The sequence below is a fragment of the Pseudomonas sp. COR18 genome (assembly GCF_048568395.1).
In the GTDB taxonomy this organism is placed as follows: domain Bacteria; phylum Pseudomonadota; class Gammaproteobacteria; order Pseudomonadales; family Pseudomonadaceae; genus Aquipseudomonas; species Aquipseudomonas fuscovaginae_B.
Genome location: NZ_CP183808.1, coordinates 202,758 through 226,171 on the forward strand (window position 1 = coordinate 202,758; position 23,414 = coordinate 226,171).

Genomic DNA, 23,414 nt, shown 5'->3' on the forward strand with positions numbered 1-23,414 from the left:
GGCGCCCGCTACCCGACGAGGGCGCCCTTACTGTTCACCTCCAATTGAAAGGGTATTCAATGAAACATTCATTCAAGCCGCTCTCCCTGGCCCTGGCGCTGGGCCTCACCGCCTCGCTCCCGGCCCACGCCGCCACCTCCGCCAGCGTGGCCGTCGCGCCGCAATACGACACCAGCCACGTGTATGTCGCCCCGGGCGACGTCGATGCCTTCGTCAAGAGCTTCCTCGCCACCTTCGGCGGCAAGAGCACCCCGCAGGTGGTGGTCAACGTGCTGCCGGTGCCGAGCAGCACCACCTCGCAGTTGCTGCAGACGCCGGTCGGCACCGTGTCGCTGTTCGGTTTCACCACGCCGGTGCCGTACCCGTTCGGCGCCGAACGTAACGGCTACCTGGTCAAGGACCTCGATGTCGCCCTGGCCGAAGCCAAGAAGCATGGCGCCGACGTCATCGTCCACGACTTCCCCGATCCGATCGGCCGCGATGCCGTGGTGCAATGGCCGGGCGGCGTGAACATGCAGCTCTACTGGCACACCAAGACCCCGGATTACGCCCCGTTCCAGACCGTGCCGGAGAACCGCGTGTACCTCTCCGAGCAGCGCGCCGACGCCTTCATCAAGGGCTTCGTCGGGTTCTCCCACGGCAAGGTCGTGGCCGATGAAAAACGCCTGGACGGCGCCGTGGTCGGCGAGCCGGGCAAGCCGATCCGCCGGGTCAGGCTGGAGTCCGACTTCGGCAAGATGGTGGTATTCGTCACCGACGGCCACCTGCCCTACCCGTACGGTCGGGAAACCACCGGTTACGAGGTGAACGACCTGGCCGCGACCCTGGCCAAGGCCGAAAGCTCGGGCGCCCATCTGGTGGTCGAACCCAAGGCCGAGCCGGGCCGCCAGTCGGCCATCGTCGAGTTCCCGGGCGGCTACGTCGCCGAGATCCACCAGCCCGTCGCGGCCAAGTGATTGAAGAGAGGTGAACCATGAGCCGACGCCCTTCGCATAGTCGTTATGCCTGGGCTCTGGCCGTGCTGTGGCCGCTGGGAGTTTCCAGCGGCCATGCCGCCGAACCCGCCGAACGCCCCGTGCTGAAAACCAACCGCTGGCAGGAAGACTGGTCGGTGCTGCAGAACCCGGCCCTCAAGACCGCGCCGCTGGACGATCTCAAGTACATCCCCTTGTCCGCGGACAATCCGGACAGTTACCTGTCGTTCGGCGCCACCCTGCGCGAGCGTTTCGAACTCAACGATGCCGCCGGTTTCGGCATTGGCGGGCGCTCGCGCGACTCCTGGCTGATCCAGCGCCTGCAGGCGCATGCGGATCTGCACCTGAACGAACACTGGCGCGTGTTCACCCAACTGGAAGACGCCCGTGCCTTCGGCAAGGACGCCATCGGCGGCGCCGACCAGAACCACCTCGACCTGCGCCTGGCGTTTGCCGAGTACGTCGACCAGACGGCCGACCACACCTTCAAGGCGCGGGTCGGCCGCCAGGATTTCGCCTTCGACCTGCAGCGTTTCATTTCCTCGCGCGACGGCCCGAACGTGCGCCAGTCGTTCGATGCGCTGTGGGGCGACTGGGAAACCGAGAACTGGCGCTTCATCGGCCTGGCCAGCCACCCGGTGCAGTACCTGGACGGCCGCCACTTCGACGACAAGTCCAACGCGGACGTGGCGTTCCACATGCTGCGGGTCGAACGGCTGATCGGCGGCAAGAACGAGCTGTCCGCCTACTACGGCCTTTATGAAGAACGCGACGCGCGCTACCTCGACGCCCAGGGCGACGAACACCGCAACCTCTTCGACCTGCGCCTGGGCGGATCGTCCGGCCCCTACGACTGGGACGTGGAAGCGATGGTCCAGAGCGGCTCGGTCGGCTCCAAGGACATTCGTGCCTGGGGTGGCGGCAGCCGCCTGGGCTACACCTGGCAATCGACCCCATGGAAGCCGCGCCTGGGCCTGCAACTGGATGCGGCCTCGGGTGACCGGCACCCCGGCGACGGCACGCTGAACACCTTCAACCCGCTGTTCCCCAACGGCTACTACTTCTCCCTGGCGGGCTACACCGGCTACAGCAACCTGATCCACGTCAAGCCGTCGATCACCGTCAAGCCGGTCACCGACCTGTCGGTCCAGGCGGCGGTCGGCCTGCTGTGGCGCCAGACCACCGAGGATGCCGTCTACACCCAGCCCAACCTGCCGGTGGCCGGCACCGCCAGACAGGGTGGACGCTGGACCGGTTACTACGACCAGCTACGGCTGGACTACGCGTTCAACCGCAATCTGAGTGGGGCCATCGAGGCAGTGCATTACGAAGTCGGCCAGGCACTGCGCGATGCCGGTGGGGATGACAGCAACTACCTGGGGGTCGAGCTGAAGTTCATGTGGTAGGCCGGGCATGCTCGGGTATCCGCAAGTCTTCTGGTGAAGCCGGGGGCCTCTTCGCGGGCAAGCCCTGCTCCTACAGGTCTGCGTCGCACACAGAAGCTGCATACGACACACGTCCCTAGGAGCAGGGCTTGTCGGAACGCCGCACCGCCACACCACCGCGAAGCTCTTGCTTGTGATCTTGCTTTTGATCTACCCGCCCCGTTCCCAGCCGGCTGAGTGGAGGTTCTGTTTCGAGAGTCGCCCGGCAGGGATGCCGGGCGAGCCGTGTTGGGCCATGGATGGCCCGTCACGGCGTGCTCTCGAAACAGAACCGGAGCGAAGGAACCCTCGCGCAGCGAGGGCCAATGGAGGGGCAAGCGTTTTTTGGTTACTTTTTTTCGCGCCTGAAAAAAAGTGACTCGCCGTAAGGGCGAAACCCATACATCATCAAAACGCGCCACCGGATATACACACCATCCCCCGACAAAAAACGGCGCACTCGTGCTGCGCCGTCACTAAGCCAGTCATCTATCTTAGGGACGCTGTCTATACCCAGCCGAACCTGATGGTGGCCGGCACAATCACGATGAGAATGGGGATGACAGCACTACCTGGGGGTTGAACTGAAGTTCATGTAATCGGCTGCACCTAAAAGTGACTAAACCGCATTATCAGATTGATATTTCAGTGGAGTATCAAACCTGTTTTTCCACTTCACGAGCTCTATAGGAAACATGCCAGGCTTTGTTTAGAGACTGAAAGCCATTTCTCAACAACTGCTGTTGCTCTTCCTGCCCCTCCAACTCCGAGAAAAGTTCATTGATTGAGGAGCGAGTATCATTGAACATCGAGTTAAAGAAAGCATATTCACTCAGTTTGCCAACCTCATGCTTCGAGCTAAACAACTTGTCCAGTGGGCGGCAGATCTTTTCAAACGCAGCACTGCGTAAAGCGCGCGGCAGTTGCAGGAATTCACCATAGAACTGCTCCAGTTCGACAAGGCCCGGCGCGGTTTTCCGCACGAGGTAGGAGTTCTCCGAAAAACGAACCCCCAGCGTTTCAGCAACCATCGCGCGCCGCAGGACCAGGTCATTGAGAATCCCGTAGAAGGGCTCCACCTCCTTGTTCCCCGAGTAGAACAGGATCGAGTTCACCGTCAGCAAGATGACCTCCAGCGACTCCCTCAACGCATAGAGATTGATGCCGAGATTCACGCCCCTCAGCGAAATGTCCCCATCCACCGCATCGGGAAGATAAGCAACGTGCAGTTGCTGGCGAATCCGCCACATCATGTCGATGATTGAGAACCCCTGCCCATCCTGCAAAGGCCTGGCACGCAACAAGTCCCTGAGTTCAAGCAGATTGTCGTGCAACTGGCCCAATCCGGCTGCCTGCCCCTGTTCCGACGACAGATCGACGTCATAGCTGCAATGTGTGGGGCAGTTCCGAGGGAAGATCCACTGGTACAAGGCATCCTTGTTGGTGAAGCGCACGGTGTGGTTGAAGGTGGCTTCGAGGCTTTCCAACCGGTCGAAAAACACCTCGCGGTGCTTGAGGTACTGCTCGAAGGTCTGCGCCTCAAGCTGCCGGGAAATCACCTTGTCATGCTTGTCCTGAGCCTCCTGCCGTTGAGTCTCCTGCGCCCGCTGGCTCTCTTCGTTCCTGCGCTGCTGGATCAGCAGAAAAACCAGGGTGCCGAACGTTGTCACCGAGCCCAGCAAGGTGAATGCACCGGATAACACCGAACCGAAATTGCCCCAGTCGGCCGCTGACGAAGAAATCGCTCCCAGGTTCATGCCATAGGCCACCAGCACCCCCACGGTCACGGCCACACCCACAGCCAACGAGCCAACCATGAAGTAGGTAATCCACTTGTAATCCTTCAACGACATCTCCTTGGGGGTGAAATGAGCCGGCGACGATCGCAGCGGCGCACAAGCATAACGTGCTTCGGTGCGGGTACGTAGGCTGTTGGCGCAGCAACCGGCCCGGAAAAAAACGGCGCACTCGTGGTGCACCGTCACTGCAATCAGCCAGTCATCTATCGTGGGAGGCCGACAAGGCGCTTGTGACGCCCCACCGGATACGCCAGGCCGAACAGTGATCACTGCCCGACCCACGCATGCGTGCCCCGGGCGACTCTCCGGCCGCCCAGGCGTATTCAAATCAGTGCTGCGCAGCCAGTTGCCCACCCCCGGCGTCACGCCCCTTCACGGCAACCACAACCACCAGCCCACCGACCGCACAGACCACCGCCGCGACACCGAACGCCCCGCTGTACCCCCCGCCGTACTGCACCAGCAGCCCGGTCAGCGACGGCGCGATGATGCCCGCGATATTCGCCAGCAGGTGCACGAAGCCACCGGTACCCCCCACACGATTGCTCGGCACGATGTCCTGGATCAGCGCCCAGCAGATCTGCGGGGTGACGAACAGGAACACACTGGACACGGTGATGCAGGCCACCGCCATGTGCAGCGAGGTCACCCGCGTGGTCAGCAGCACGCAGGTGGCCGCCACCCCCAGCCCGACCACCAGCATGATCTTGCGGGCCCGAATGACGCTGCCCAGTTTCTTGCTCAACACATCGGTCAACACGCCGCCCCCGAGGAAGCCCACGGCCGCCCCCAGCCAGGGAATGACGCTGACGATACTCATGCTCTTGATGTCCAGGTGCTGATAGTCCATCAGGTAGCTGGGCAGCCAGGTCAGGAAAAAGTACAGCACATAGTTGAAGCAGAAAAACGCGGTGGCCACCGCCAGTACCGGTGCCGAGAAGATGCACGAGACCAGGCTGCGCTGCTCCTGCACACCTTCGACGGCGGAAGTGGCGCGGCTGCTGCGAATCAGCTCGCGCTCGGCTGCTGACACCTTCGGATGCTGGTCCGGCGTGTCCTTGAAGAACATCAGCCAGGCCGCCAGCCAGACCATGCCCAGCAGGGCAATCACCACGAACGAAATGCGCCAGCCGAAGTTCAGCGCCACGATCCCGACAATCGGACCAGCCAGCGCCGCCCCCAGCGGCTGGCCGCAGTTGGTCAGGCCCAGCGCGCGTCCCGCCTCTTCCCGTGGGAACCAGTTGGAAATCGCCTTGTTGGTCGTGGTGCCCATCGGCCCCTCGCCCATGCCGAACAGCACCCGGAACACCAGCAACTGGAAGTAGCCGGTGATCAGCGCAGTGGCGCCACAGAACGCCGACCAGGTGCCGGCCGCCAGCGCAAAAACCCGCTTGGGCCCGAACCGGTCAGCCGCCCAGCCGCCGATGAAGCAGAAGGCACAGTAGCCGATGAAGAAACTGCTGAAGATGAAGCCCATCTGGGCGTCGTCAATGTGCAACTCGGTCTTGAGCAGTGGCGCGACCACCGACAGCGCGGCTCGGTCCAGGTAGTTGAGGATGCCGGCGAAAAACAGCAGCCCGGCGATCTTCCAGCGGTAATTGCCCATCATGGTTGTAGTGCCTTTTATAGTTATTCGGACAGGTGATGCGGTGGCTCAGTCGATGACGGCCCTATCGATGCAGTAGGTTTCCAGTACTTCGAGGTCAGGTTTGAAGCCCAAGCCCGGGGTGGTGCCCAGGCGCAGACGCGGTTGGAACGCCAAGGCAGGGAACAACAGGCGTTCGAACTCGATGAAGGGCACTTCCACCGCCACCTCTTCCGGCAGCAGCGTGCACAGGTGGGCCACCGCCAGCAGTCCGGGCCCGTAGTAGAAACAATGCGGCACGGCTTTCACGCCGTATTGCTGGGCCAGCTCGAAGACCTCGAGCATGGCGCCGATGCCACCGATCTTGGCGACACTCGGCTGCACCACATCGATCGCATCCTGGTCGAGCAAGGCGCGCACGCCGTTGACGCCGGCGGCGTTCTCGCCCGCCGACAGCGGCACGCCCCTGGCGCGCACGGTCGCCAGGCCACGGGCATCATCGGGCGGCCACACCGGCTCTTCCAGCCAGGTCAGATCCAGCTCGCGCAGGCGGTCAGCCATGGCCCCGGCCTCCTCCACCGTCCACGGGCAATTGACGTCGACCATCAGCTCGCCCTCCGCAGCCGGCAGCGCCTCACGGGCGGCCGCGATGGAGGCGTAGGTGGTCTCGTGCAGCTTGATCTTGCGAAAGCCCAGGTCGCGGGCGCGACGGACCTGGCGAAAGACTTCCTCAGGGTCGCCCCCGTAGCTGACCAGGCTGGCGTACAGCTCCAGCTCGCGGGGCGTGCCGCCCAGGTAGTCGTAGAGCGGCTTTCCAGCGGCCTGGGCGGCCAGGTCCCAGAGGGCGATATCGATACCCGAGAGGGCGTAGAAGATCGGGCCGGTGCTGCCGAAACCATGCAGGGCGCGGCGGGCCTTCTCCATCTGCGCCCGGTGGTCGGCCACCGCACTGCCGATGAACTGCGGGGCGACCACATCGGTCAGCGCCTTGAAAGTGGCAGGGTTCGAGCCGTGGCCGAAGGCTTCGCCCCAGCCTACCCGGCCATCGTCGGTGGTGACCTTGATCGCCAGGCATTCCATGCGCCGATGGCGGGGCGAGGCGGCATTGAAGGCATCGTCATCCTTGGCCTGGCCCCGGGACTGGCGTTCGACCGTCCCGGCGCTGAAGGGAATACTCAGGCGGATGATCTCGATACGGCGGACTTTCACAAACACACGCTCCGGTAGCACTTATTGGGGATTTATTGGCTCGGCTTTGAGGTACGTTATCGTACAACTAAAGCAAGAGCTAGTCCCGAGTGCGGCATTCTAACGCACCTGCCCCGTTCTCCCGCCCACCAGAACCTCGTCGAGCCATCGCGACACTACCTTGAAAATGTCGTCGCAATTGCGCTCGTAGATCAGGCCGTGGCCGTTGCCATGGATGCCCAGTGCGGGCAGATCCAGGTGATCGACCCGCGCGCCGGCGGTACGCAGGAACGGCACGATGCTGCTGGCGAAAGAGGCGAACACCGACGTTTCGCCAGTCAGCAGCGCCACCGGCAGCCCCTCGAATGCCGGGACCCGCAACGTCGCCGGGTCGGCTGCACGCACCTCGTCAGCCGTCGCCCGGGGCGGGTCGAAGGTGATCGGCGCCGCGGTCAGCCCCCAGTCCAGGGCGCCGATACCTGGCGTTTCGCCGAACACCGGGCCCATCGGCTCGACCGTGACGATGGCCGCCACCCGTTCCGGCCGTCGATCCGCCAGCAACCAGCCATCAGGGCCCGAGGCGGAATGGGTGACGATGATGGCCTTGCCGATGCGGTCCAGCAATTGCGCCAGGCGATCCGCGTCGAGGGTCTGTGACGCCGCCAGGTCCGCCGGCATGGGGCCGTAGGCGGCGATGAAGGCATCGAAGGCGGCTTCGTCATCGGCCGCGAACGGCCACTGGGTTTCCTGCCCGCCCTCGGGAAAGTACACCTCCCGGGCCCGCTCGTAGGAAAACGCCGGGCCCATCGGCCCCATGATCTGCGAATGATAGGGCGAGCGCCCATGGCCCGGCCGGTCGACGCAGAACACCACATGGCCGGCCTCGACGAAACGCTGGGCCCAGCCCGGGCGCCCATCGGGGGTATCGAGCCATTCGGTGCCCTGCAATGTGCCGCCGTGCACCAGCACCACCGGGTATGGCTGGGTGATGTGCTCGGGTGCTTCCCAGGCAACGAACATCGGGCCCTTCTGGAAGTGCCTGCCCGCCTGGGCCACCCGCGGCCCGGTGACCCAGAAATGCCCACGCCGTGAAGTGGTGGGCGCGGCGCTGTACCAGGGGGCCCGGCGCGGATCGGCGGCGCCGGGTTGCAGGGGCACACTGGCGAAGGCTGACCAGTCCCGATCGCCCAGCCCCCCGGCCATGGCCGCCGACATCCTCGAACGCACGACGCTCGCCGCCGGCAACGACAGGCCCTGGTCGGCAGCGGCCGCCAACGCCAGATTGACATCCTTGAGGCCCAGGGCCAGCTTGAAACCCGGCTCGTACTGCTCGTGGACGATGTTCTGCCCGTAGCGTTGATAGCTGGGGCAGGCAAACAGCGTCTGGGTCATGAGTTCGATGAAGGCAGCGGCCTCCAGCCCATGGCAACGGGCCAACGCGCTGGCTTCGGCCAGGGACTCGATGGCCTGGGTGATCATCAGGTTGCCGGCGATTTTCGCGATACAGGCCTGCACCGGCTGTTCGCCGAGCCTCCAGGTTTTCTTCCCGAGCACATCGAACAGCGGCTGTACCCGTGCGATCGCCGCCTCGGCCCCTGCCGCCAGGATGTTCAACTCCCCCCTGGCCGCCACGGCCGGCACGCCGAACACCGGCGCGGCCACCAGCGCCAGGCCCAACTCGGCATGGCGGGCCTGCAAGCGCTCCACGAGCCGAGGCGACAGGGTCGACATCAGCACATGCGTGCAGCGTCCATCGGCCGCCTCCAATACCCCGGCGGCCAGCAGCACGTCCTCCACCGCCCGGTCATCCGCCAGCAGGCTGATCACCACGTCCACCTGGAACGCCGCCGCTGGCGAAGCCAATTCCACCACCCCTTCCAGCCCCTCCAGGGCCTGGGGGCTGCGGTTCCAGGCCGCCACCCGATGCCCCGCCCGAACCAGCCGCGGGATGATCGCCCGCCCCATGCTGCCCACGCCAATAAAGCCAATGTTCATCGCAGTGCTCTCGATTAGGTGCCTGGGCCTATTGTGCGAAGCGCGGGGTTGCGACGGGACTGCCATTGCTGCATCTTCGCCGTTCATTTTTGTACGAGGTGCGCCGTGGACTGGAACGACTTGCGCGTTTTTCTGGCGATTGCCCGCAGCGGCTCGCTGGGCGCGGCCGCCCGGCAACTGGGCGTCAGCCACCCGACCGTCGGCCGGCGCCTGCAGGTGCTGGAGCAGGCCAACGGCCAGGTGTTCTTCCGCCGTACCGGCCAGGGGCTGGTGCTGACCGCCGCCGGTGAGAGCATCCTGCACCTGGCCGAAGAGATGGAGCGCAGCGCCCTGGCCATCGAGCGACGCATCGCCGGCGACAGCGACCAGCCCGAAGGCCTGCTGCGGATCTCCTGCGCGGACTGGTTCGCCGGCTATGTCCTGGCGCCGGTCCTGGCCGAGCTGCAACAGCGCTACCCGTTGATCGTCGCCGAAGTGATCGCCGGCCACCGCCTGTTCGACCTGGCCCGGCGGGACGCCGACCTGGCCTTTCGGATCGTGCCATTCACCGAACCCGACATCGTGCAACGGCGCCTGACGACCCTGCGCTACGGGCTCTACAGCGCCCACCTGCCCGCTCCCACTGCCGCGCAGGGCGAGCAGCCCGGCCTGATCCTGATGAACACCGCGCAGGCGCATTATCCCGACGTGCTCTGGCTACAGAGCCGCTATCCCAGGGCGAAAACCGTCTTCACCAGCAGCAGCCGCACCGTGCAGGCACGGATGTGCGCCATGGGGCTGGGCCTGGCGGTGCTGCCGCGGGCGCTCGGCGACCAGTCGCCGTTGCTCAGGCGCCTGGATGTCGACGAAGAGCCGCCCACCCGCGATATCTGGATGGGCTACCACCGGGACATGCGCCAGATGGACCGACTGCGTGCTCTCGCCGACCTGGCCGTGGAGCGGCTCGGCGACGACTGACACGGCCGCTGATAGGCCATCGCGTACCACACCGCCGGTGTTCGCGGCGCCGTTGCAAAAGCCCCCAGCCGTGCTTCAGGGCTGGAGCGCCGCCAGTTCGGCCATGAGCACCTGGACCAGCGCGGCAGCGGGCAGCTCCCGGGCCAGCGGTGCCGCCTGCCCCGCCCATTGCGCCGCGAAGTCGTGACAGCCTTTCGCGGTGGCGGCGGCGTTCAGTTGCTTGTTCGCATCATAGGCATAGGGATAGGCGGCCACCGCCACCTCCCGTCCTTCCAACAGGGTGAAATTGCGGTTGACCAGTCCCCTGGCCGGCCGCCCGGAAATCACGTGGGTGACTTCGGTACGCTCGGCCGCGCTGCCCTTCAAGGCAGCACGGTAGGCCGCATTGGCCGACGACTCCGGGCAAAGAATGAAGGCCGTGCCCAATTGGACGGCCGACGCGCCCAAGGTCAATGCGGCACGGATACCGGCCCCGTCCATGATCCCGCCAGCGGCGATCACCGGCAGCGTGCTGCGGGCCACCAGCAGCCTCGTCAGCGCCAGGGTGCCCATCTTCGTATCCTCGCCGGGGTCGAAGAGGCCGCGATGACCGCCGGCCTCGTAACCTTGTGCCACCAGCGCATCGACGCCCGCCTGCTCGGCCAGCCTCGCTTCGGCCAGGCTGGTCACCGAGCAGAGCAGCGTCGCGCCGATGCCCTTCAATGCCGCGATAGTGGCCTGGGGCGGCAGCCCGAAATGAAAGCTGACCACGGCCGGCTTCTCCTCCAGCAGCATCTGCAACATCGGCGCATCGTCCAGGAACGAGCGATAGATCTCGCGCAGCGCCGTGGGTGGCTCGGCGCCAAACTCACGAAACAGCGGGCCCATGACCTGCAGCCAGCCCGTGTCCCTGGCCGGGTCGGGCAACGCGGGCTGGTGACAGAACACATTGACGTTGAACGGCTTGTCCGTGAGCGCCGCCGTCTCGCGGATCGCCTGGCGCGCCTGCTCGACACTGGAGGCGCCGATTCCCAGGGAGCCCAGCCCGCCGGCATTGGACACCGCCGCCGCCAACTGCGGTGTCGAGACACCGGCCATGGGCGCCTGGATGAGGGGAAGGTGCACATTCAGCAAGGACAGCAGCGTATTCGACATGGCATCACCTGAACGACTGGATGAAAAGAACCTGCATGACGCGCCTCACTCGCGCGTGACCGGGCCGACGGTCAAGGCCGCCGCCAGCCAAAGCGCCAGGGTCGCGGTCCACAGGGAGGGGTTGAAGGAATGGGTCCGCGCATAGAGGGCGCCAGCGATCAGCGGTCCGAGGATCTGGCCGATGCCGTGCGCGGCGGTCATCACCGCCATGATGTTCATCCGGAAGTCAGCCGAGACCCGCTTGGCCGCCGGCATCGCGATGGTCACCGTGCCCATGAACGTCGCCCCCACCACCAGGGCACTGGCGATATAGGCCGCGGGCGTCTGGCTGATGGCCGGAAGCAGCACACCGATGCCCTGCAGCAACAGGTTGCCGCGCAACGCCGCGCGCGTCCCGAAACGCCCGTGGGCCCGATGCCAGAGGTAACAGGACGGCGCCGCGCCGAGCCCGAACACCGCCCACAGGTGCACCGGGTTGATCGAACCCAATGCATCCTTGACCAGCAACGGCAGGTAGGTCGCGGTGATGATGTAGCCGAGCCCCGACAGGCCATAGAGGCCGATCAGGCGCCAGGCGGCCAGGGGCAGGTGATCGAGTCGCAACGTCGCTGCCTGCGTCGGTCGCGACGCCAGCGGTCGCCCGTCGAGCAGGAGCGCCCCGCCGCCGCCCAGGATCAGCGACGCGACCGCGAGCACGCCCCACAACTGGTAGGCATCGAGGGCAAACCGCTCGCCGACCGCCAGCAGCTCGGCGGACAAGGCAATCCCGACGCCCACCCCCGCATACAGAATCGGCGCGCCCTCCGGATGAGCCCGGTGCTGCAACAGCCAGAGCGAGGCGGCAATCATCGACAAGGCACTGAACACCCCCGCCGCGCCTCGGATCAGGATGATTGCCCAGGGACTGGAAACCCCACCCAGCAACCCCAGCGATATCACCGTCGCCACCACCGACACCAGTCCCCAGTGACGGGCACTCGGCGCCTGCAGCCGGGCCGCCAGCAAGGCGCCGATCAGGTAGCCCAGGTAATTGGCCGAGGCGGCGAGCGTGCCATCACTGACCGAAAGCACGCCCTCCCCGACCATGACCGGATACACGCCGGTAAAGGCAAAACGACCGAAGCCCATGCCCACCGCGATCACCGCGGCGGCAGCCAGGGCGGAGGTGAAAGGGCGATTCAGCGAAGCAGACGTGTCGAGCGGCGAAGCGAGCATGGCGCCCCCTTTATCTACGAGGCCAGGGCGAGATCCGTGAAGGCGCCGATAGCGGCGGTCCGGCTGCCCTTGCGGTACACCAGCCAGGTCGCCACGTTGGCGATCGGCCGGGTGGTGACCGCCGGCGACGGCGGCTGCAGGGCCAGCAGGCTGGTCGGCGCGATGCACAGGCTCTGCCCGGCCACCACGCAGGCGAACATGGCGTGATAGGAGGCCACTTCATGGGTCATGGACACGGCCAGCTCGCCCTGCTCGGCCAGCCATTGCTGACCGACACGACGATAGGTGCAGCCTGCGGCGAAGGCCGCCAGCGTCAACGGCGCCTTGCCCTGCCCCACCGGCATGACGGCCACCAACTGTTCCTCGAAGACCGGCACACCGGCCAAACCGCGATGGGCCAGATCCTCCTCGATGGGGGTGCCCTCCTCGCCCGTCAGCGCCACCAGGGCGCAATCGACCAGGCCATCACCGAGCAAGTCCAGCAGCGCCTGACTGGTACCGGTCCTCACCGCCAGGCGCACATTCGGCCAGCGTTGCTGGAAGGCCGTCAGCACCCCGGGCAAGCGGGCGGCCGCCGTGCTCTCCATGCTGCCGATGCGCAACGTGCCTTGCGGCTGCGCGGGATGCAGCACCTGCACCGCCTCCTCCGCCAAGGCCAGCAGGCGCTGGCTGTAGTCCAGGAACAGCTTGCCCTGGTCGGTCAACGACAAGCGCCGGCCTTCGCGAACTAAAAGGTCGACGCCCAGTTGCTGCTCCAGTGCCTGGATACGGGTGGTGACGTTCGATTGCGCACGGCCCAGGACGACGGCGGCCTTGGTCACGCTCAGTTCGGCGGCTACGGTCTGGAAGATTTCGAGGGAGGTTAGGTCCATTTCAATTCTCTAAAAGAGATTATTAAAAATACTATATTCTCAAATAAAGATTTAATGAAGACCAATCGTCGCAATCACTGCGCAGGTGCGGGATAGGGTGGCGGGGATAGTTGAAGCCATACCCGCATGGGTATACATTCTCTAGACCCGTATACTTTGTATACACCTACCAATGAGGACGCCACCATGGCATCGCCTGTGCTGTCATTCCGCGTGGAGGATGAGCTGGTTGAGCAACTCGATCGCTTGTCTGAAGCAACAGACCGTGATCGCCAATATCACCTGAAGCGCGCCTTGGCCCGCTACATTGAGTCCGAATCCTGGCATATGAACGCCATTGCCGAAGGCATCGCCGACGCAGATGCGGGCAACCTGACAGATCTGAAAGCCATCAAGGCCAAATGGGTGAACCGTGCCAAACATCGCGTTGACGGACAAAGCGGACAGTGATCTTGAAGCCATTCATGAGTACTACGAAGCGCGCCTAGGTACGGCATCAGCCGATGCGGTTATCGCCGAGATGATCGAGGCGCTTGAACGATTGGAAACGTTCACCGGTTTGGGCAGGCCCTCCCAGACGCCAGATGTCAGGGAGCTGATCTTCGCTCGCTATCCTTTCATCGCGCCTTACCGGTTGCGCTATGACGAGGTGCAAGTGCTTCGTATCCTGCACCAGAGGACGGAGCGGGCTGAGGAGTGGTGAGTCAGTTCTGATCAGTGTTGACGCCACAATGCGCCGGACTGGAATGCTGCCCAGCGCGACCAGCGTCACGTCCCTGCCCCGAGCAGAAAATAAATCTATTCCGTTTTCTCGACAGTTTTATTTTCTCGGTATGTCCATAGACAGGATAGTGGCTCATTAGTAGCATCCATGTTCAAGACCGGGGTCACCTACCGGGCAGCTTTACAAAACAAAGTCCATGGAGGCGCTATGCAGTACAGGTTATCCGTCGTTCTTATGACCATGCTGGCTTCAGGCTGTACTGCGACTTACGTTCAAAAGGATGTGACTACAAACCCTGGGAAGCTTGCCAGCAACCAAGCTGTCAGCATTGCTACCCCTGTTGATGGTCGCTACGAAACCACTACCTATAAAGCGTCAGGAATCATGACAGCAAGTGCTGTCCGTGCCGCGTTCGCCCAGTACTCCAACAAAGTAACAGTTTACGACTCGTGCGCTGACTTGGTCTGCATCCGAAAACAAGGCGGTGCTGGTTACTATGTCGTCCCGGAGATTCTGCATTGGGAGGACCGTGCTACTGAATGGTCCGGAATTCCAGACCGAATTGAGGTCAAGTTGGCCATCTACGGCCAAGAGGGTGAGGAGCCATTGGCATCGACCATTGTGTCAGGCAAAAGCAAGTGGGCTACCTTTGGTGGCGACCATCCGCAGGACCTATTGCAGAAGCCCATAGATGTATATTTGAGGGAGCAATATTGATATACAACAGGGGGACTTGCAGAAGTTTACTGCTTCGCCTCCAGTACGTGCCATGGTGCTATCTAGGGACCCATTAGTCACTCACGATTCACGAAAAGTTATTATGTTTTGGCTATCACCAGAATGATACCTTGGAGTAGTCACCCATTGAGCACAAGGGAAAAAATTTCAAAAAATCCGACTCATAAAAAACTATCAAGGACGCGCCCGGCATGGCAGTAGATATTTTAGTCACAACAGAAAGACTACAAGAAGACCCGCTCGGAAGAGATCTTATCGAGTCACTTAAAAGCTCAGACAGCGCTATCAGCTCTTCTCCCTCAGCACTCTACTATGATTTCCCCGTTTACTCAGACTATGATGGCGTAGATCATAAACCAGATATTCTGGTACTCAGTCGCAGCTGTGGAATTCTTGCCATCCGGGTAATCACTGCGGTGCAGGCAGATAGAGACAGTACCAATAGCCTCTTAGCAGTTGACGAGTCTCTTAATCAATTTTGTAGTATTCTCATAGGCCGACTACTAAAAAGCAAAACATTAAGAAAATCTCGCTCACAGCTTTCCCTGAGCGTCACCCCTGTAATATTTTGCGATAGTAATTTAGCAGGAAGAATTTTCGACCAAAGCGACTCAGAAATTGTCTCCTCAATGGACTCACTGAGAGATTTGATTCAGGATCTGGAAGATGAGCTTATAGATCCTGAAGCATATGATGAAGCTCGATCCGTAATTGAGGGTGCAAAGGCACTAACCAGATCAAACAAGCGTCTCGTTGAAAACCCTGAACAACAGCGCGCAGCTAGCGCATTGGCCGAGCTAGAATCTGAAATCGCAAACTTTGATCAAAAGCAGCGCTCCGCTGCTTTAATTACGATTAACGGCCCCCAACGAATTCGAGGTTTGGCAGGCTCAGGAAAGACTATCATTTTGGCTATGAAGGCAGCACACCTCCATATGAATCGGCCAAATGATAAAATCTTATTAACTTTTTATACTAAAAGTCTGAAGTCATCTATTAAAAACCTAGTCACAAAGTTCTACAGGCACTATAAAGAGGTTGATCCTAACTGGAACAACATTCAAATTTTACACGGCTGGGGTGGATCCAACACCAGCGGGGCTTATTCCGACGCCTGCCTGCGTGCTGGAAGATCACCTCTAACTTTTGGTACAGCTCGTTCCTCAGCACCTAACGGAATCGATCCGTTCGAGTTTGCATGCCAAGACCTGATGCTAAAAAGTGAAATTGAAGAGTATTATGATCACATCCTTATCGATGAAGGCCAGGATTTCCCTGCTGCGTTTTACGAACTAAGCTTTCGCCTTGCGAAAGGCCAACGTGACAAAAAAAATATTGTGTGGGCATATGATGACCTGCAGAATATTATGAAAATCAGAATGCGCAGCGCAGCTGAGCTTTTTGGCATAGATCAAGATGGCGAACCGCGCATATCACTTGAACGAGCAGCAAAAGGGCTCCCTTTCAAGTTCACTAACGACACTGTCCTTAGCAAATGCTATCGCAACCAAAGAGAAGTTCTCATAACTGCGCACGCACTTGGTTTTGGTATCTACTCAAATATAGTTCAATTACTCGAAAGCTCTGATCACTGGAAAGACGTTGGCTATGAGGTAACCTCAACTGACTATTCGACTAATGCTAAAATAGAGGTAGTACGCCCCGTCGAGAATAGCCCTGTTAGCCTCAGTGGGGAAAAGCTCCCCGAATTGATTGAGCATTACAACGCTCAATCCTTAAACGACGAGACAGACTGGGTCATAGCTTCGGTTTCTGACTTCTTGGAGCAAGGCCTAAACCCTGAGGACATAATAATTGTCGCTCTAGATGATCGCCACATGAAGGGCTATTTCAAAACCTTGTCTTCAAAGCTAGCAGACATAGGTATCGCCTCAAACAACATACATGCAGATCCATATTCGGACCCTCCCTTTACAATTGCCAACAAGGTAACTCTTTCCACAATTTATCGCGCCAAAGGAAATGAAGCTGCAGTGGTATTCGTCGTTGGTGTCGATGCGATCTCACTCAGAACGCGAGGAGACCGCAACAAGCTATTCACAGCCTTCACGCGAACTAAAGCATGGCTTCGCGTTTCAGGAATGCAAGGATCGACCGCTAAAATTGTTAAGGAAATGTCTGAGGCTGAGAAGAACTTCCCTGCCTTACGTTTCATCATGCCGGATCTATCAAAAATGGACATGATCCAGAGAGATCTAAGCCAACGATCAATTAAAGCTAAAAAGCTGAAAGCCGAGTATCTTGAACGTCTCGCTCGCGAAGGTCTTTCAGAAGAAGATGCAGAATGGGACGGTGACGATGAATAGGCACGACGTTCAGTCAGGCATCAATAAAAGCTGGGACTTAGCTGACAAACTTGGATTGGCTGCCGCTTTCAGCAATCCGAACCTCCTTCCATTGAGCATTGAATTTCGGAACAAAATTCTTTCGCCAGACAGCACGTATATCGAGGTCTATCTCAGCGCTATGAATTTGTCCCATCACAACATAATCCTATCTGATTACTCATACTTTCAATTCAGTATGGAGCGAGATGAATATGTACGCTACGCCTACTATCCTAACCCCTTCATCTCAGGGAAAGAGTCAGAGACCGAATCTTTCAAAAAGCTCACCGAGCTTCTTGAAAACGAATTTATTTCACACGAACAGTATTTAAGCCTACTTGACAGCAAGAAAAGCTTGAATGGTAAGCCCATGTGGAGATACGAGAACGCACCTGATCAACGCAAACGATTCTTCCACCCCTGCTCCCACTTTCATATCGGTTTTCACTCAGAAAATCGCTGGCCACTGAAGAGAACACTGACTCCACTCGCCTTCTCGATGTTAGTTTTTAAACAATATTATGGTGAGCAGTGGAGAGCATTCGGTGACGACGACAACCCCGAAATTGGGAATTCTTTTGAGCGTGCATTAATCCGGGAACGCCAAAACTGCCATGTCGTACCAGATGACTTATTTGAAAAAATAGAAGAACAGGCGTTCCACTTTTTATAAGCAAAACCTTGACTTTCTTCTACTCAGACACAGATCAAGGTGCTTCAGCAGATCGGATTTATATACTTACAATCCAAGATATTAAGGACGATTATGAGTTTACAGAAAGCGACCCCAGCAAAGCAGATTCCGCTAGATTTGGGGGTTGAGGTGCAAAAGGACATCAACGGCGTAGAAATGGGAATTCTGGAAAATGGAATCCCATATCTAACACAACGAGGCTTATCACTAATCACAGGAGTTGCCCGTAATGTTCTGCAGACCATCACTCAAGAATGGGAAGAGCACTACAACGACATCATTCTCGGAAAAGACAGGATCTCGTTCATAATAGAATATCTTCGAAAAAACGGTTACAACGACCCGAAGCTCTTCATTGAAACAAACAAAGACGGAAGAACTTATTACTGCTACCCAGACATTGTCTGCATGGCGCTATTAGAGTACTACGCCTTCGAATCGAAGAGCAACAACGACACCGCCCTCGAAAATTATAGAAAATTCGCAGCCTACGGACTGAGAAAATTCATCTATGAAGCCCTTGAATACACCCCAGGTGACAAGTGGAAATTTTATAATGACAGGGTTTCACTTCTAAAAAATTCCTGCCCCAACGGATACTTCGGCATCTTCAACGAAATCACAGGCCTTATCGTTGACTTAATTAACGCAGACGTATCCGTAAATCACAAAACCATCCCTGACATCAGTGTCGGAAAGCTCTGGAGCACCTACTGGACAGAGAATAATCTTGACGCAAAGTATGGAAATCGAACTCTATATGAGCACAACTATCCAAGCTATTACCCACAGGCAGCAAGCAACCCTCAAAAACCGAATGCCTACCCCGACGCAGCGCTACCAATATTTAGAGAATGGTTCAAGTCAGAATATCTTCCAACCAGATTCCCAAAATACATTCTGACGAAAGCGAACATGCTCCCCGGCGGTAGAGAGGAAGCGCTGACGATAGCTCACATGTACCAAGGACTATCTCTACCAAAAAAATAAAAGAAAACCATCTCACTTCTCCCTATGACATAAGAGCCTGCCCCAGCGGCGGGCTTTTTATTCCTCTCGGCCTTACCACTGCCTTGACCTGATCACTATCTGAGTAAAAATTTAAATTTGCGGATTAGACCACGATTTTTCTGCTACAAAAAATATGTTAAGCCTTGGTAATTGCAGGCCGCGATTAGCTAGAACGTTCCGCGCTGCTGGAAATGAGAGTTGCACCCCAAAAAAAACCTTCGTTGTACAGATTTTTTCGGCCTCTCACATCGAAGCGGAGACAGAACAGATTTATTTTTACGTCTGGCTTGTGAGAAAATAAGTCCGTCTCCTTAACCCTACACTACCACCTTAGCAAGCATCCCCTGCGTGAGATCATCGATGATCGCCTTCCCCATCTCACTCAAGTAATGCGCAGCCCAGGCATAGCGTTCACCATCGTTTTCCAGAGCGGCATCAAGAGCGAGCGCTTTGGCGCAATGGAGCAAGACAGAGGCATGCTCCATGGCTTCCAGCATGGGCACATCCGGGTTCACCCGAAATAACTCACGGCCCTGTGAGCCGCACTGGGAAAAAGTGGTGACACCGAGGGTTTTCAAGTGTTCGCTCATTGCACACCTCCCATGCCAGTCATGAGAAAGCTGTAGGGCTGAGAGGTATTGGCGATCGAGAGAAAAGCGGGATTGTTGCGTGTACTGAAAGCGTGCATGGATAAACGTCCCTATCAAATGAGGTCTGACTTCTCCTGTACCCATTCGAGTTTCCAAGCCCGGTCGCTGAATTGGCAGCGACGGGGAAAAGGTAACGCGCACCATCAGTCGCTGCAATGCAACTGGCCCGACGTATTTGAGTCGAGAGATTTCAACCATCGTAGGGACGCAATTGATAAACCAGGGAAACCTGCAAGTAAGTATCGTCAGGGAGAGAGCTACCGTTTCTGCACGGTTCTTGGTAGTTCGCTCGATAAATCCTGATTTCTGAGGAAATCGCCCAGTTTTTCTTAAGCACACCAAGAAAATCTTCAGAATCACTGGTTTCCTCAATTTTTTCTTAACCAGTCTGCTCTACCTAGCCGTTCATGAAGGCTCAATGCCCACCGACAACTAAATGGTCGCAAGATCTCCACATGGCCGTTCCTGCCAGTGCGGGGTACGCGGCCATTGCCGATCTGCGTCACAAAAGCAGACGCCGAGCGTCCTGAGAGGCATTCCCACGCGGAGCGTGGGAACGATCGGAGGGCGTGGGGTCTGCAACAAGCCGAATTGCCCCCTGCCCCGAATGCCTTCCGCAAACCACCTTCCATTGACCCACATCAATCCTCGACGCCCCCACCCCCCATTGTCTAAGATCGGACCTTTAACGTTTCAGCGTATTTCAACAAGGATCCCGATGTCTGTTCATGAGGCGCCACCCGCCACCTACTCGAAAAGCACCGTCGCCAAGATGGAGGCGGCCATGGCGCTGGGAAGCTTTGCCATTGGTACCGGCGAATTCGCCATCATGGGGCTGATGCCGGACATCGCCCACAACCTGCAATTGACCGAACCCCAGGTCGGCCATGCGATCAGCGCCTATGCCCTGGGCGTGATGGTCGGCGCACCGACCCTGGCGATCCTCGGCGCCAAGCTGCTGCGCAAGCACATGCTGCTCCTGCTGATGGCGCTGTATGCGCTGGGCAACCTGGCGACCGCGTTCGCGCCGTCGTTCAGCAGCCTGGTGGCCTTCCGGTTCATCAGTGGCCTGCCCCATGGCGCCTACTTCGGTATCGCCGCGGTCATCGCGTCGAGCATGGTGGCGAGCAATCAGCGCGCCGGAGCCGTGGCCCGGGTGATGATGGGCCTCACCCTGGCGATGCTGCTGGGCAACCCGATTGCCACCTTCCTCGGACAGTTCTTCGGCTGGCGCTCGGCGTTCGTGCTGGTGGGGGCGATTGCGCTGTGCACCATCGCGCTGGTCTGGCGCTTCGTGCCCCAGCCGCACGACGAGCCCCGTAGCGATCCGCGCAAGGAACTCCAGGCCTTTCGCCTGCCACAGGTGTGGATGGCCCTGGGCATCGCGTCCATCGGCTTTGCCGGGATGTTCTGCGTGTTCAGTTACCTGGCGCCGACCATGCTGGAGGTGACCCAAGTCTCGCCGCAGTGGATTCCGTTCGGCCTGGCGGCCTTCGGGGTGGGCGGCATCATCGGCAACATCGCCGGCGGCAAGCTGTTCGACCGCCTGCAGTTCCGCGCCGTCGGGCTGGTACTGCTGTGGTCGATCGGGGTGCTGCTGTTTTTCCCCTTCGCCGCCAGCTCGCTGTGGTCGCTTCTGCTGGGCATCGGCCTGGTCGGCACCATGGTCGCCCTGGCCGCGCCGCTGCAGATCCGCCTGATGGACATCGCCCACGAAGCGCCGAGCCTGGCCGCCGCCTCGAACCATGCCGCGTTCAACCTGGCCAACGCCCTGGGCCCATGGCTGGGCGGGATGGCGATCACCGCCGGCCTGGGCTGGACCAGCACCGGCTATATCGGCGCCGCCACGGCGCTGATCGGCCTGGGCCTCTACGGGGTGGCCCGGCGGATGAAGGGCGGGCACTGAGCCCGGACGGCGCCCTCCTCCGGGCGCTGCCGACAACCACCGACGAGCCGCCACAGTGCGGCCCGTCGGGGTCTCGCGGCGCCTCCAGGCGCGCCGCTCAGTCCGGGTTCACTTCCAGTACGAGCTTGCCCTGGGCCCGGCCACTCTCGATGAGGGCGTGAGCCCGACGCAGGTTGTCGGCGTTCAGCGGGCCGAAGTGCTCGCCCACCGTGGTGCGCAGGATGCCGTCATCCACCAGCAGGGCCACCCGTGTCAGCAGCGCCTGTTGCAGGGCCTGGTCCTCGGTGCGGTACATCGAGCGGGTGAACATGAACTCCCAGTGCAGCGAGATCGACTTGCGCTTGAGCGGCATGGCATCCAGCGACGCCGGGTCATCGATCAGCGCCAGCTTGCCCTGGGGCTTCAGCACTTCGATCAACTGCGGGTAGTAGTGCTCGGTATGGGTCAGGCTGATCACGTAGTCGACCTGGGCCACGCCCAATGCCTTCAGTTGGGCCTGCAAGGGCTGACCATGATCGATCACATGATGGGCCCCCAGCTCGCTCACCCAGTCGCGGGTCTGCGGGCGCGAGGCCGTGCCGATGACGGTGAGCCGGGTCAGCCGGCGTGCCAACTGCACGAGAATCGAGCCGACGCCACCGCCTGCGCCGATCACCAGCAGCGACTGGCCCAGCCCGCCCCCTTCCGCCACCCGCAGGCGATCGAAGAGCAGTTCCCAGGCGGTGATCGCGGTCAACGGCAGTGCCGCGGCCTCGGTCGCGCTGATGGATAACGGACGCCGGGCAGCGATGCGCTCGTCGACCAGCCCGTAGTCGGCATAGCAGCCCGGCCGGGTGATGTCGCCCGCATACCAGACCGGGTCACCGACCACGAAACCGCTGACCTCGACACCCACGCCCTCCACCACGCCGACGGCGTCCCAGCCGAGGATGCGCGGCGCAGCGGGCTGCACGCCCAGACGCAACTTGCTGTCCACCGGGTTGACGGCAATCGCCTGGATTTTCACCAGCAGGTCCCGCGGCCCGGGCACGGGCTTTTCCAGTTCGATTTCGTACAGCGCGCGGGGGTCGGCCAGGGGCAACCCGGCCTGATCGTAGACAAAGGCTTTCATTGACGTACTCCTGCGTTGGGCTCGCGGCTCATGAGCCGCAGGCGGCTGTTGGCTGATTCCTGGCCATCATCGTGCCGTCCGTTGACCCGAAAACAAATGACATATAGGGTCATGATTCTAGACATCAGGCGATTACGGACATGCATCGAATAGGCTACCTGCTGAGCGAGGGTTTTCAGGTGATGGCGCTGGGCACCCAGACGGTGTTCGAGTTCGCCAACGTGGTGGCCCAGGAGCCCATCTACCAACTGACCAATTATTCGATGGAGGGCGGCCAGGTCCGCTCCTCGATCGGCGCCGTCGTCGACACCGAACGCGCTGACGGCCAGGCCGCCGATACGTGGATGGTCTCCGGGGTGGTCGACCCGCTGGCGCATGAGGTCAGCGAGGCCCAGCTGCAATTCGTGCGCGAGTCCGCCGAACACTGCCGACGCACCGTGGGGCTCTGCACGGGTTCGTTCGTGCTGGCCGAAGCCGGGCTGCTCGATGGTCGGCGGGTCACCACCCACTGGGCGTATGCCGATGCGCTGCGCCAGCGCTACCCGGCGGCACGGGTGGAAGTCGACCGGATCTTCATCGAGGACAAGGGTGTCTGGACCTCGGCCGGCCTCACCGCGGCCATGGACCTGGCGCTGGGCATCGTCGAAAACGACCTGGGCCCGGAGTTGGCCACCCAGGTGGCGCGGGTGCTGGTGATGTATCACCGGCGCAGCGGCGGCCAGTCGCAGCATTCGCGCATGCTGGCGCTGGCGCCCAAGTCCGACCGCGTGCAGGCGGCCCTGGAGCACGCCCGCGCCAACCTGGCCGGCGACCTGACCCTCGAAACCCTGGCCGCTACCGTGCACCTGAGCCCGCGCCAGTTCAGCCGGGTGTTCCTCGCCGAAACCGGGCTGTCCCCGGCCAAGGCGGTGGAACAACTGCGGGTGGAGTCGGCCCGCCACATGATCGAGCGGGGCCGGCATTCACTGGAGGTCATTGCCCGGGAGAATGGTTTCCGTGACCGCCGACACCTGCGCGAGGTGTTCGTGCGCACGCTGGGCGTTTCACCCCTGTCGCTGCGGCGCGAGAAGGCCTGAACAGGGTTGCGGC

At 60.5% G+C, this 23,414-nt stretch carries 20 protein-coding genes; 11 read left to right on the plus strand and 9 right to left on the minus strand.

The genetic code is table 11. The features are described 5' to 3' along the window. Positions 1-59 precede the first annotated feature (59 nt). Together ACM62G_RS00945 and ACM62G_RS00950 are read left to right on the plus strand one after the other, a co-directional pair. Positions 60-956, plus strand: coding sequence for a glyoxalase (locus ACM62G_RS00945; RefSeq protein ID WP_419736510.1), 897 nt, complete (start codon positions 60-62; stop codon positions 954-956). A 17-nt stretch (positions 957-973) separates the two neighbouring features. After that, a complete protein-coding gene (locus ACM62G_RS00950; RefSeq protein ID WP_419736511.1) occupies positions 974-2,380 on the plus strand; it encodes an alginate export family protein in 1,407 nt (468 codons plus the stop codon). 674 nt (positions 2,381-3,054) lie between these two features. Here the strand turns inward: ACM62G_RS00950 and ACM62G_RS00955 are convergent. The 4 genes from ACM62G_RS00955 to ACM62G_RS00970 form a co-directional block, all read right to left on the minus strand. After that, positions 3,055-4,245 carry a hypothetical protein gene (locus ACM62G_RS00955; protein WP_419736512.1) on the minus strand — a complete coding sequence of 397 codons (1,191 nt, stop codon included), beginning with the start codon at positions 4,243-4,245 and terminating at the stop codon, positions 3,055-3,057. Positions 4,246-4,525: 280 nt separating this feature from the next. Beyond that, positions 4,526-5,806: an MFS transporter gene (locus ACM62G_RS00960; protein WP_419736513.1), complete on the minus strand. Its 1,281-nt coding sequence runs from the start codon at positions 5,804-5,806 to the stop codon at positions 4,526-4,528. Positions 5,807-5,851: 45 nt separating this feature from the next. Further along, entirely contained in the window at positions 5,852-6,991 is a 1,140-nt protein-coding gene (locus tag ACM62G_RS00965) for a mandelate racemase/muconate lactonizing enzyme family protein (protein WP_419736514.1), read from the minus strand. 99 nt (positions 6,992-7,090) lie between these two features. Next, positions 7,091-8,965: an alpha/beta fold hydrolase gene (locus ACM62G_RS00970; protein ID WP_419736515.1), complete on the minus strand. Its 1,875-nt coding sequence runs from the start codon at positions 8,963-8,965 to the stop codon at positions 7,091-7,093. A gap of 105 nt (positions 8,966-9,070) precedes the next feature. On the opposite strand from ACM62G_RS00970, the gene ACM62G_RS00975 reads away from it, so the two are divergent. Then, positions 9,071-9,922 carry a LysR family transcriptional regulator gene (locus tag ACM62G_RS00975; protein WP_419736516.1) on the plus strand — a complete coding sequence of 284 codons (852 nt, stop codon included), beginning with the start codon at positions 9,071-9,073 and terminating at the stop codon, positions 9,920-9,922. Between the two features lie 75 nt (positions 9,923-9,997). On the opposite strand, the gene ACM62G_RS00980 is transcribed toward ACM62G_RS00975, so the two are convergent. Genes ACM62G_RS00980 through ACM62G_RS00990 form a run of 3 tightly spaced genes read right to left on the minus strand, consistent with a single transcriptional unit; the run spans position 9,998 to position 13,143 of the window. Beyond that, positions 9,998-11,056 (minus strand): NAD(P)H-dependent flavin oxidoreductase, encoded by a 1,059-nt coding sequence (locus tag ACM62G_RS00980; protein ID WP_419736517.1) that lies wholly within the window; start codon positions 11,054-11,056, stop codon positions 9,998-10,000. Positions 11,057-11,101: 45 nt separating this feature from the next. Continuing rightward, a complete protein-coding gene (locus tag ACM62G_RS00985) occupies positions 11,102-12,271 on the minus strand; it encodes a YbfB/YjiJ family MFS transporter (RefSeq protein ID WP_419736518.1) in 1,170 nt (389 codons plus the stop codon). Between the two features lie 14 nt (positions 12,272-12,285). Beyond that, entirely contained in the window at positions 12,286-13,143 is an 858-nt protein-coding gene (locus tag ACM62G_RS00990) for a LysR family transcriptional regulator (protein ID WP_419736519.1), read from the minus strand. Positions 13,144-13,329: 186 nt separating this feature from the next. On the opposite strand from ACM62G_RS00990, the gene ACM62G_RS00995 reads away from it, so the two are divergent. The 6 genes from ACM62G_RS00995 to ACM62G_RS01020 all read left to right on the plus strand — a co-directional run bounded on the left by ACM62G_RS00995 (position 13,330) and on the right by ACM62G_RS01020 (position 18,637). Beyond that, entirely contained in the window at positions 13,330-13,593 is a 264-nt protein-coding gene (locus tag ACM62G_RS00995; protein WP_017903978.1) for a CopG family ribbon-helix-helix protein, read from the plus strand. Next, positions 13,556-13,846, plus strand: a complete 291-nt coding sequence (locus ACM62G_RS01000) for a type II toxin-antitoxin system RelE/ParE family toxin (RefSeq protein ID WP_419736520.1) — start codon at positions 13,556-13,558, stop codon at positions 13,844-13,846. Before ACM62G_RS00995 ends, ACM62G_RS01000 begins: the two co-directional genes overlap by 38 nt. A gap of 228 nt (positions 13,847-14,074) precedes the next feature. Then, complete coding sequence (locus tag ACM62G_RS01005; RefSeq protein WP_419736521.1) at positions 14,075-14,584, plus strand: DUF4823 domain-containing protein; 510 nt, start codon at positions 14,075-14,077, stop codon at positions 14,582-14,584. A 212-nt stretch (positions 14,585-14,796) separates the two neighbouring features. Further along, entirely contained in the window at positions 14,797-16,932 is a 2,136-nt protein-coding gene (locus ACM62G_RS01010; protein WP_419736522.1) for a DEAD/DEAH box helicase, read from the plus strand. Then, positions 16,925-17,626: a DUF2290 domain-containing protein gene (locus ACM62G_RS01015; RefSeq protein WP_419736523.1), complete on the plus strand. Its 702-nt coding sequence runs from the start codon at positions 16,925-16,927 to the stop codon at positions 17,624-17,626. The genes ACM62G_RS01010 and ACM62G_RS01015 overlap by 8 nt, the downstream gene beginning before the upstream one ends. Positions 17,627-17,719: 93 nt before the next feature. Continuing rightward, complete coding sequence (locus ACM62G_RS01020; RefSeq protein ID WP_419736524.1) at positions 17,720-18,637, plus strand: hypothetical protein; 918 nt, start codon at positions 17,720-17,722, stop codon at positions 18,635-18,637. 338 nt (positions 18,638-18,975) lie between these two features. Here the strand turns inward: ACM62G_RS01020 and ACM62G_RS01025 are convergent, their stop codons facing one another. Continuing rightward, a complete protein-coding gene (locus ACM62G_RS01025; RefSeq protein WP_419736525.1) occupies positions 18,976-19,248 on the minus strand; it encodes a DUF3077 domain-containing protein in 273 nt (90 codons plus the stop codon). A 778-nt stretch (positions 19,249-20,026) separates the two neighbouring features. Between ACM62G_RS01025 and ACM62G_RS01030 the strand changes: the two genes are divergently transcribed. Beyond that, positions 20,027-21,214, plus strand: coding sequence for an MFS transporter (locus ACM62G_RS01030; protein WP_193394232.1), 1,188 nt, complete (start codon positions 20,027-20,029; stop codon positions 21,212-21,214). A gap of 97 nt (positions 21,215-21,311) precedes the next feature. On the opposite strand, the gene ACM62G_RS01035 is transcribed toward ACM62G_RS01030, so the two are convergent. After that, positions 21,312-22,325 (minus strand): zinc-binding alcohol dehydrogenase family protein, encoded by a 1,014-nt coding sequence (locus ACM62G_RS01035; protein WP_419736526.1) that lies wholly within the window; start codon positions 22,323-22,325, stop codon positions 21,312-21,314. A gap of 140 nt (positions 22,326-22,465) precedes the next feature. Between ACM62G_RS01035 and ACM62G_RS01040 the strand changes: the two genes are divergently transcribed. Beyond that, positions 22,466-23,401: a GlxA family transcriptional regulator gene (locus tag ACM62G_RS01040; RefSeq protein WP_419736527.1), complete on the plus strand. Its 936-nt coding sequence runs from the start codon at positions 22,466-22,468 to the stop codon at positions 23,399-23,401. The last annotated feature ends 13 nt before the right edge of the window (positions 23,402-23,414 follow it).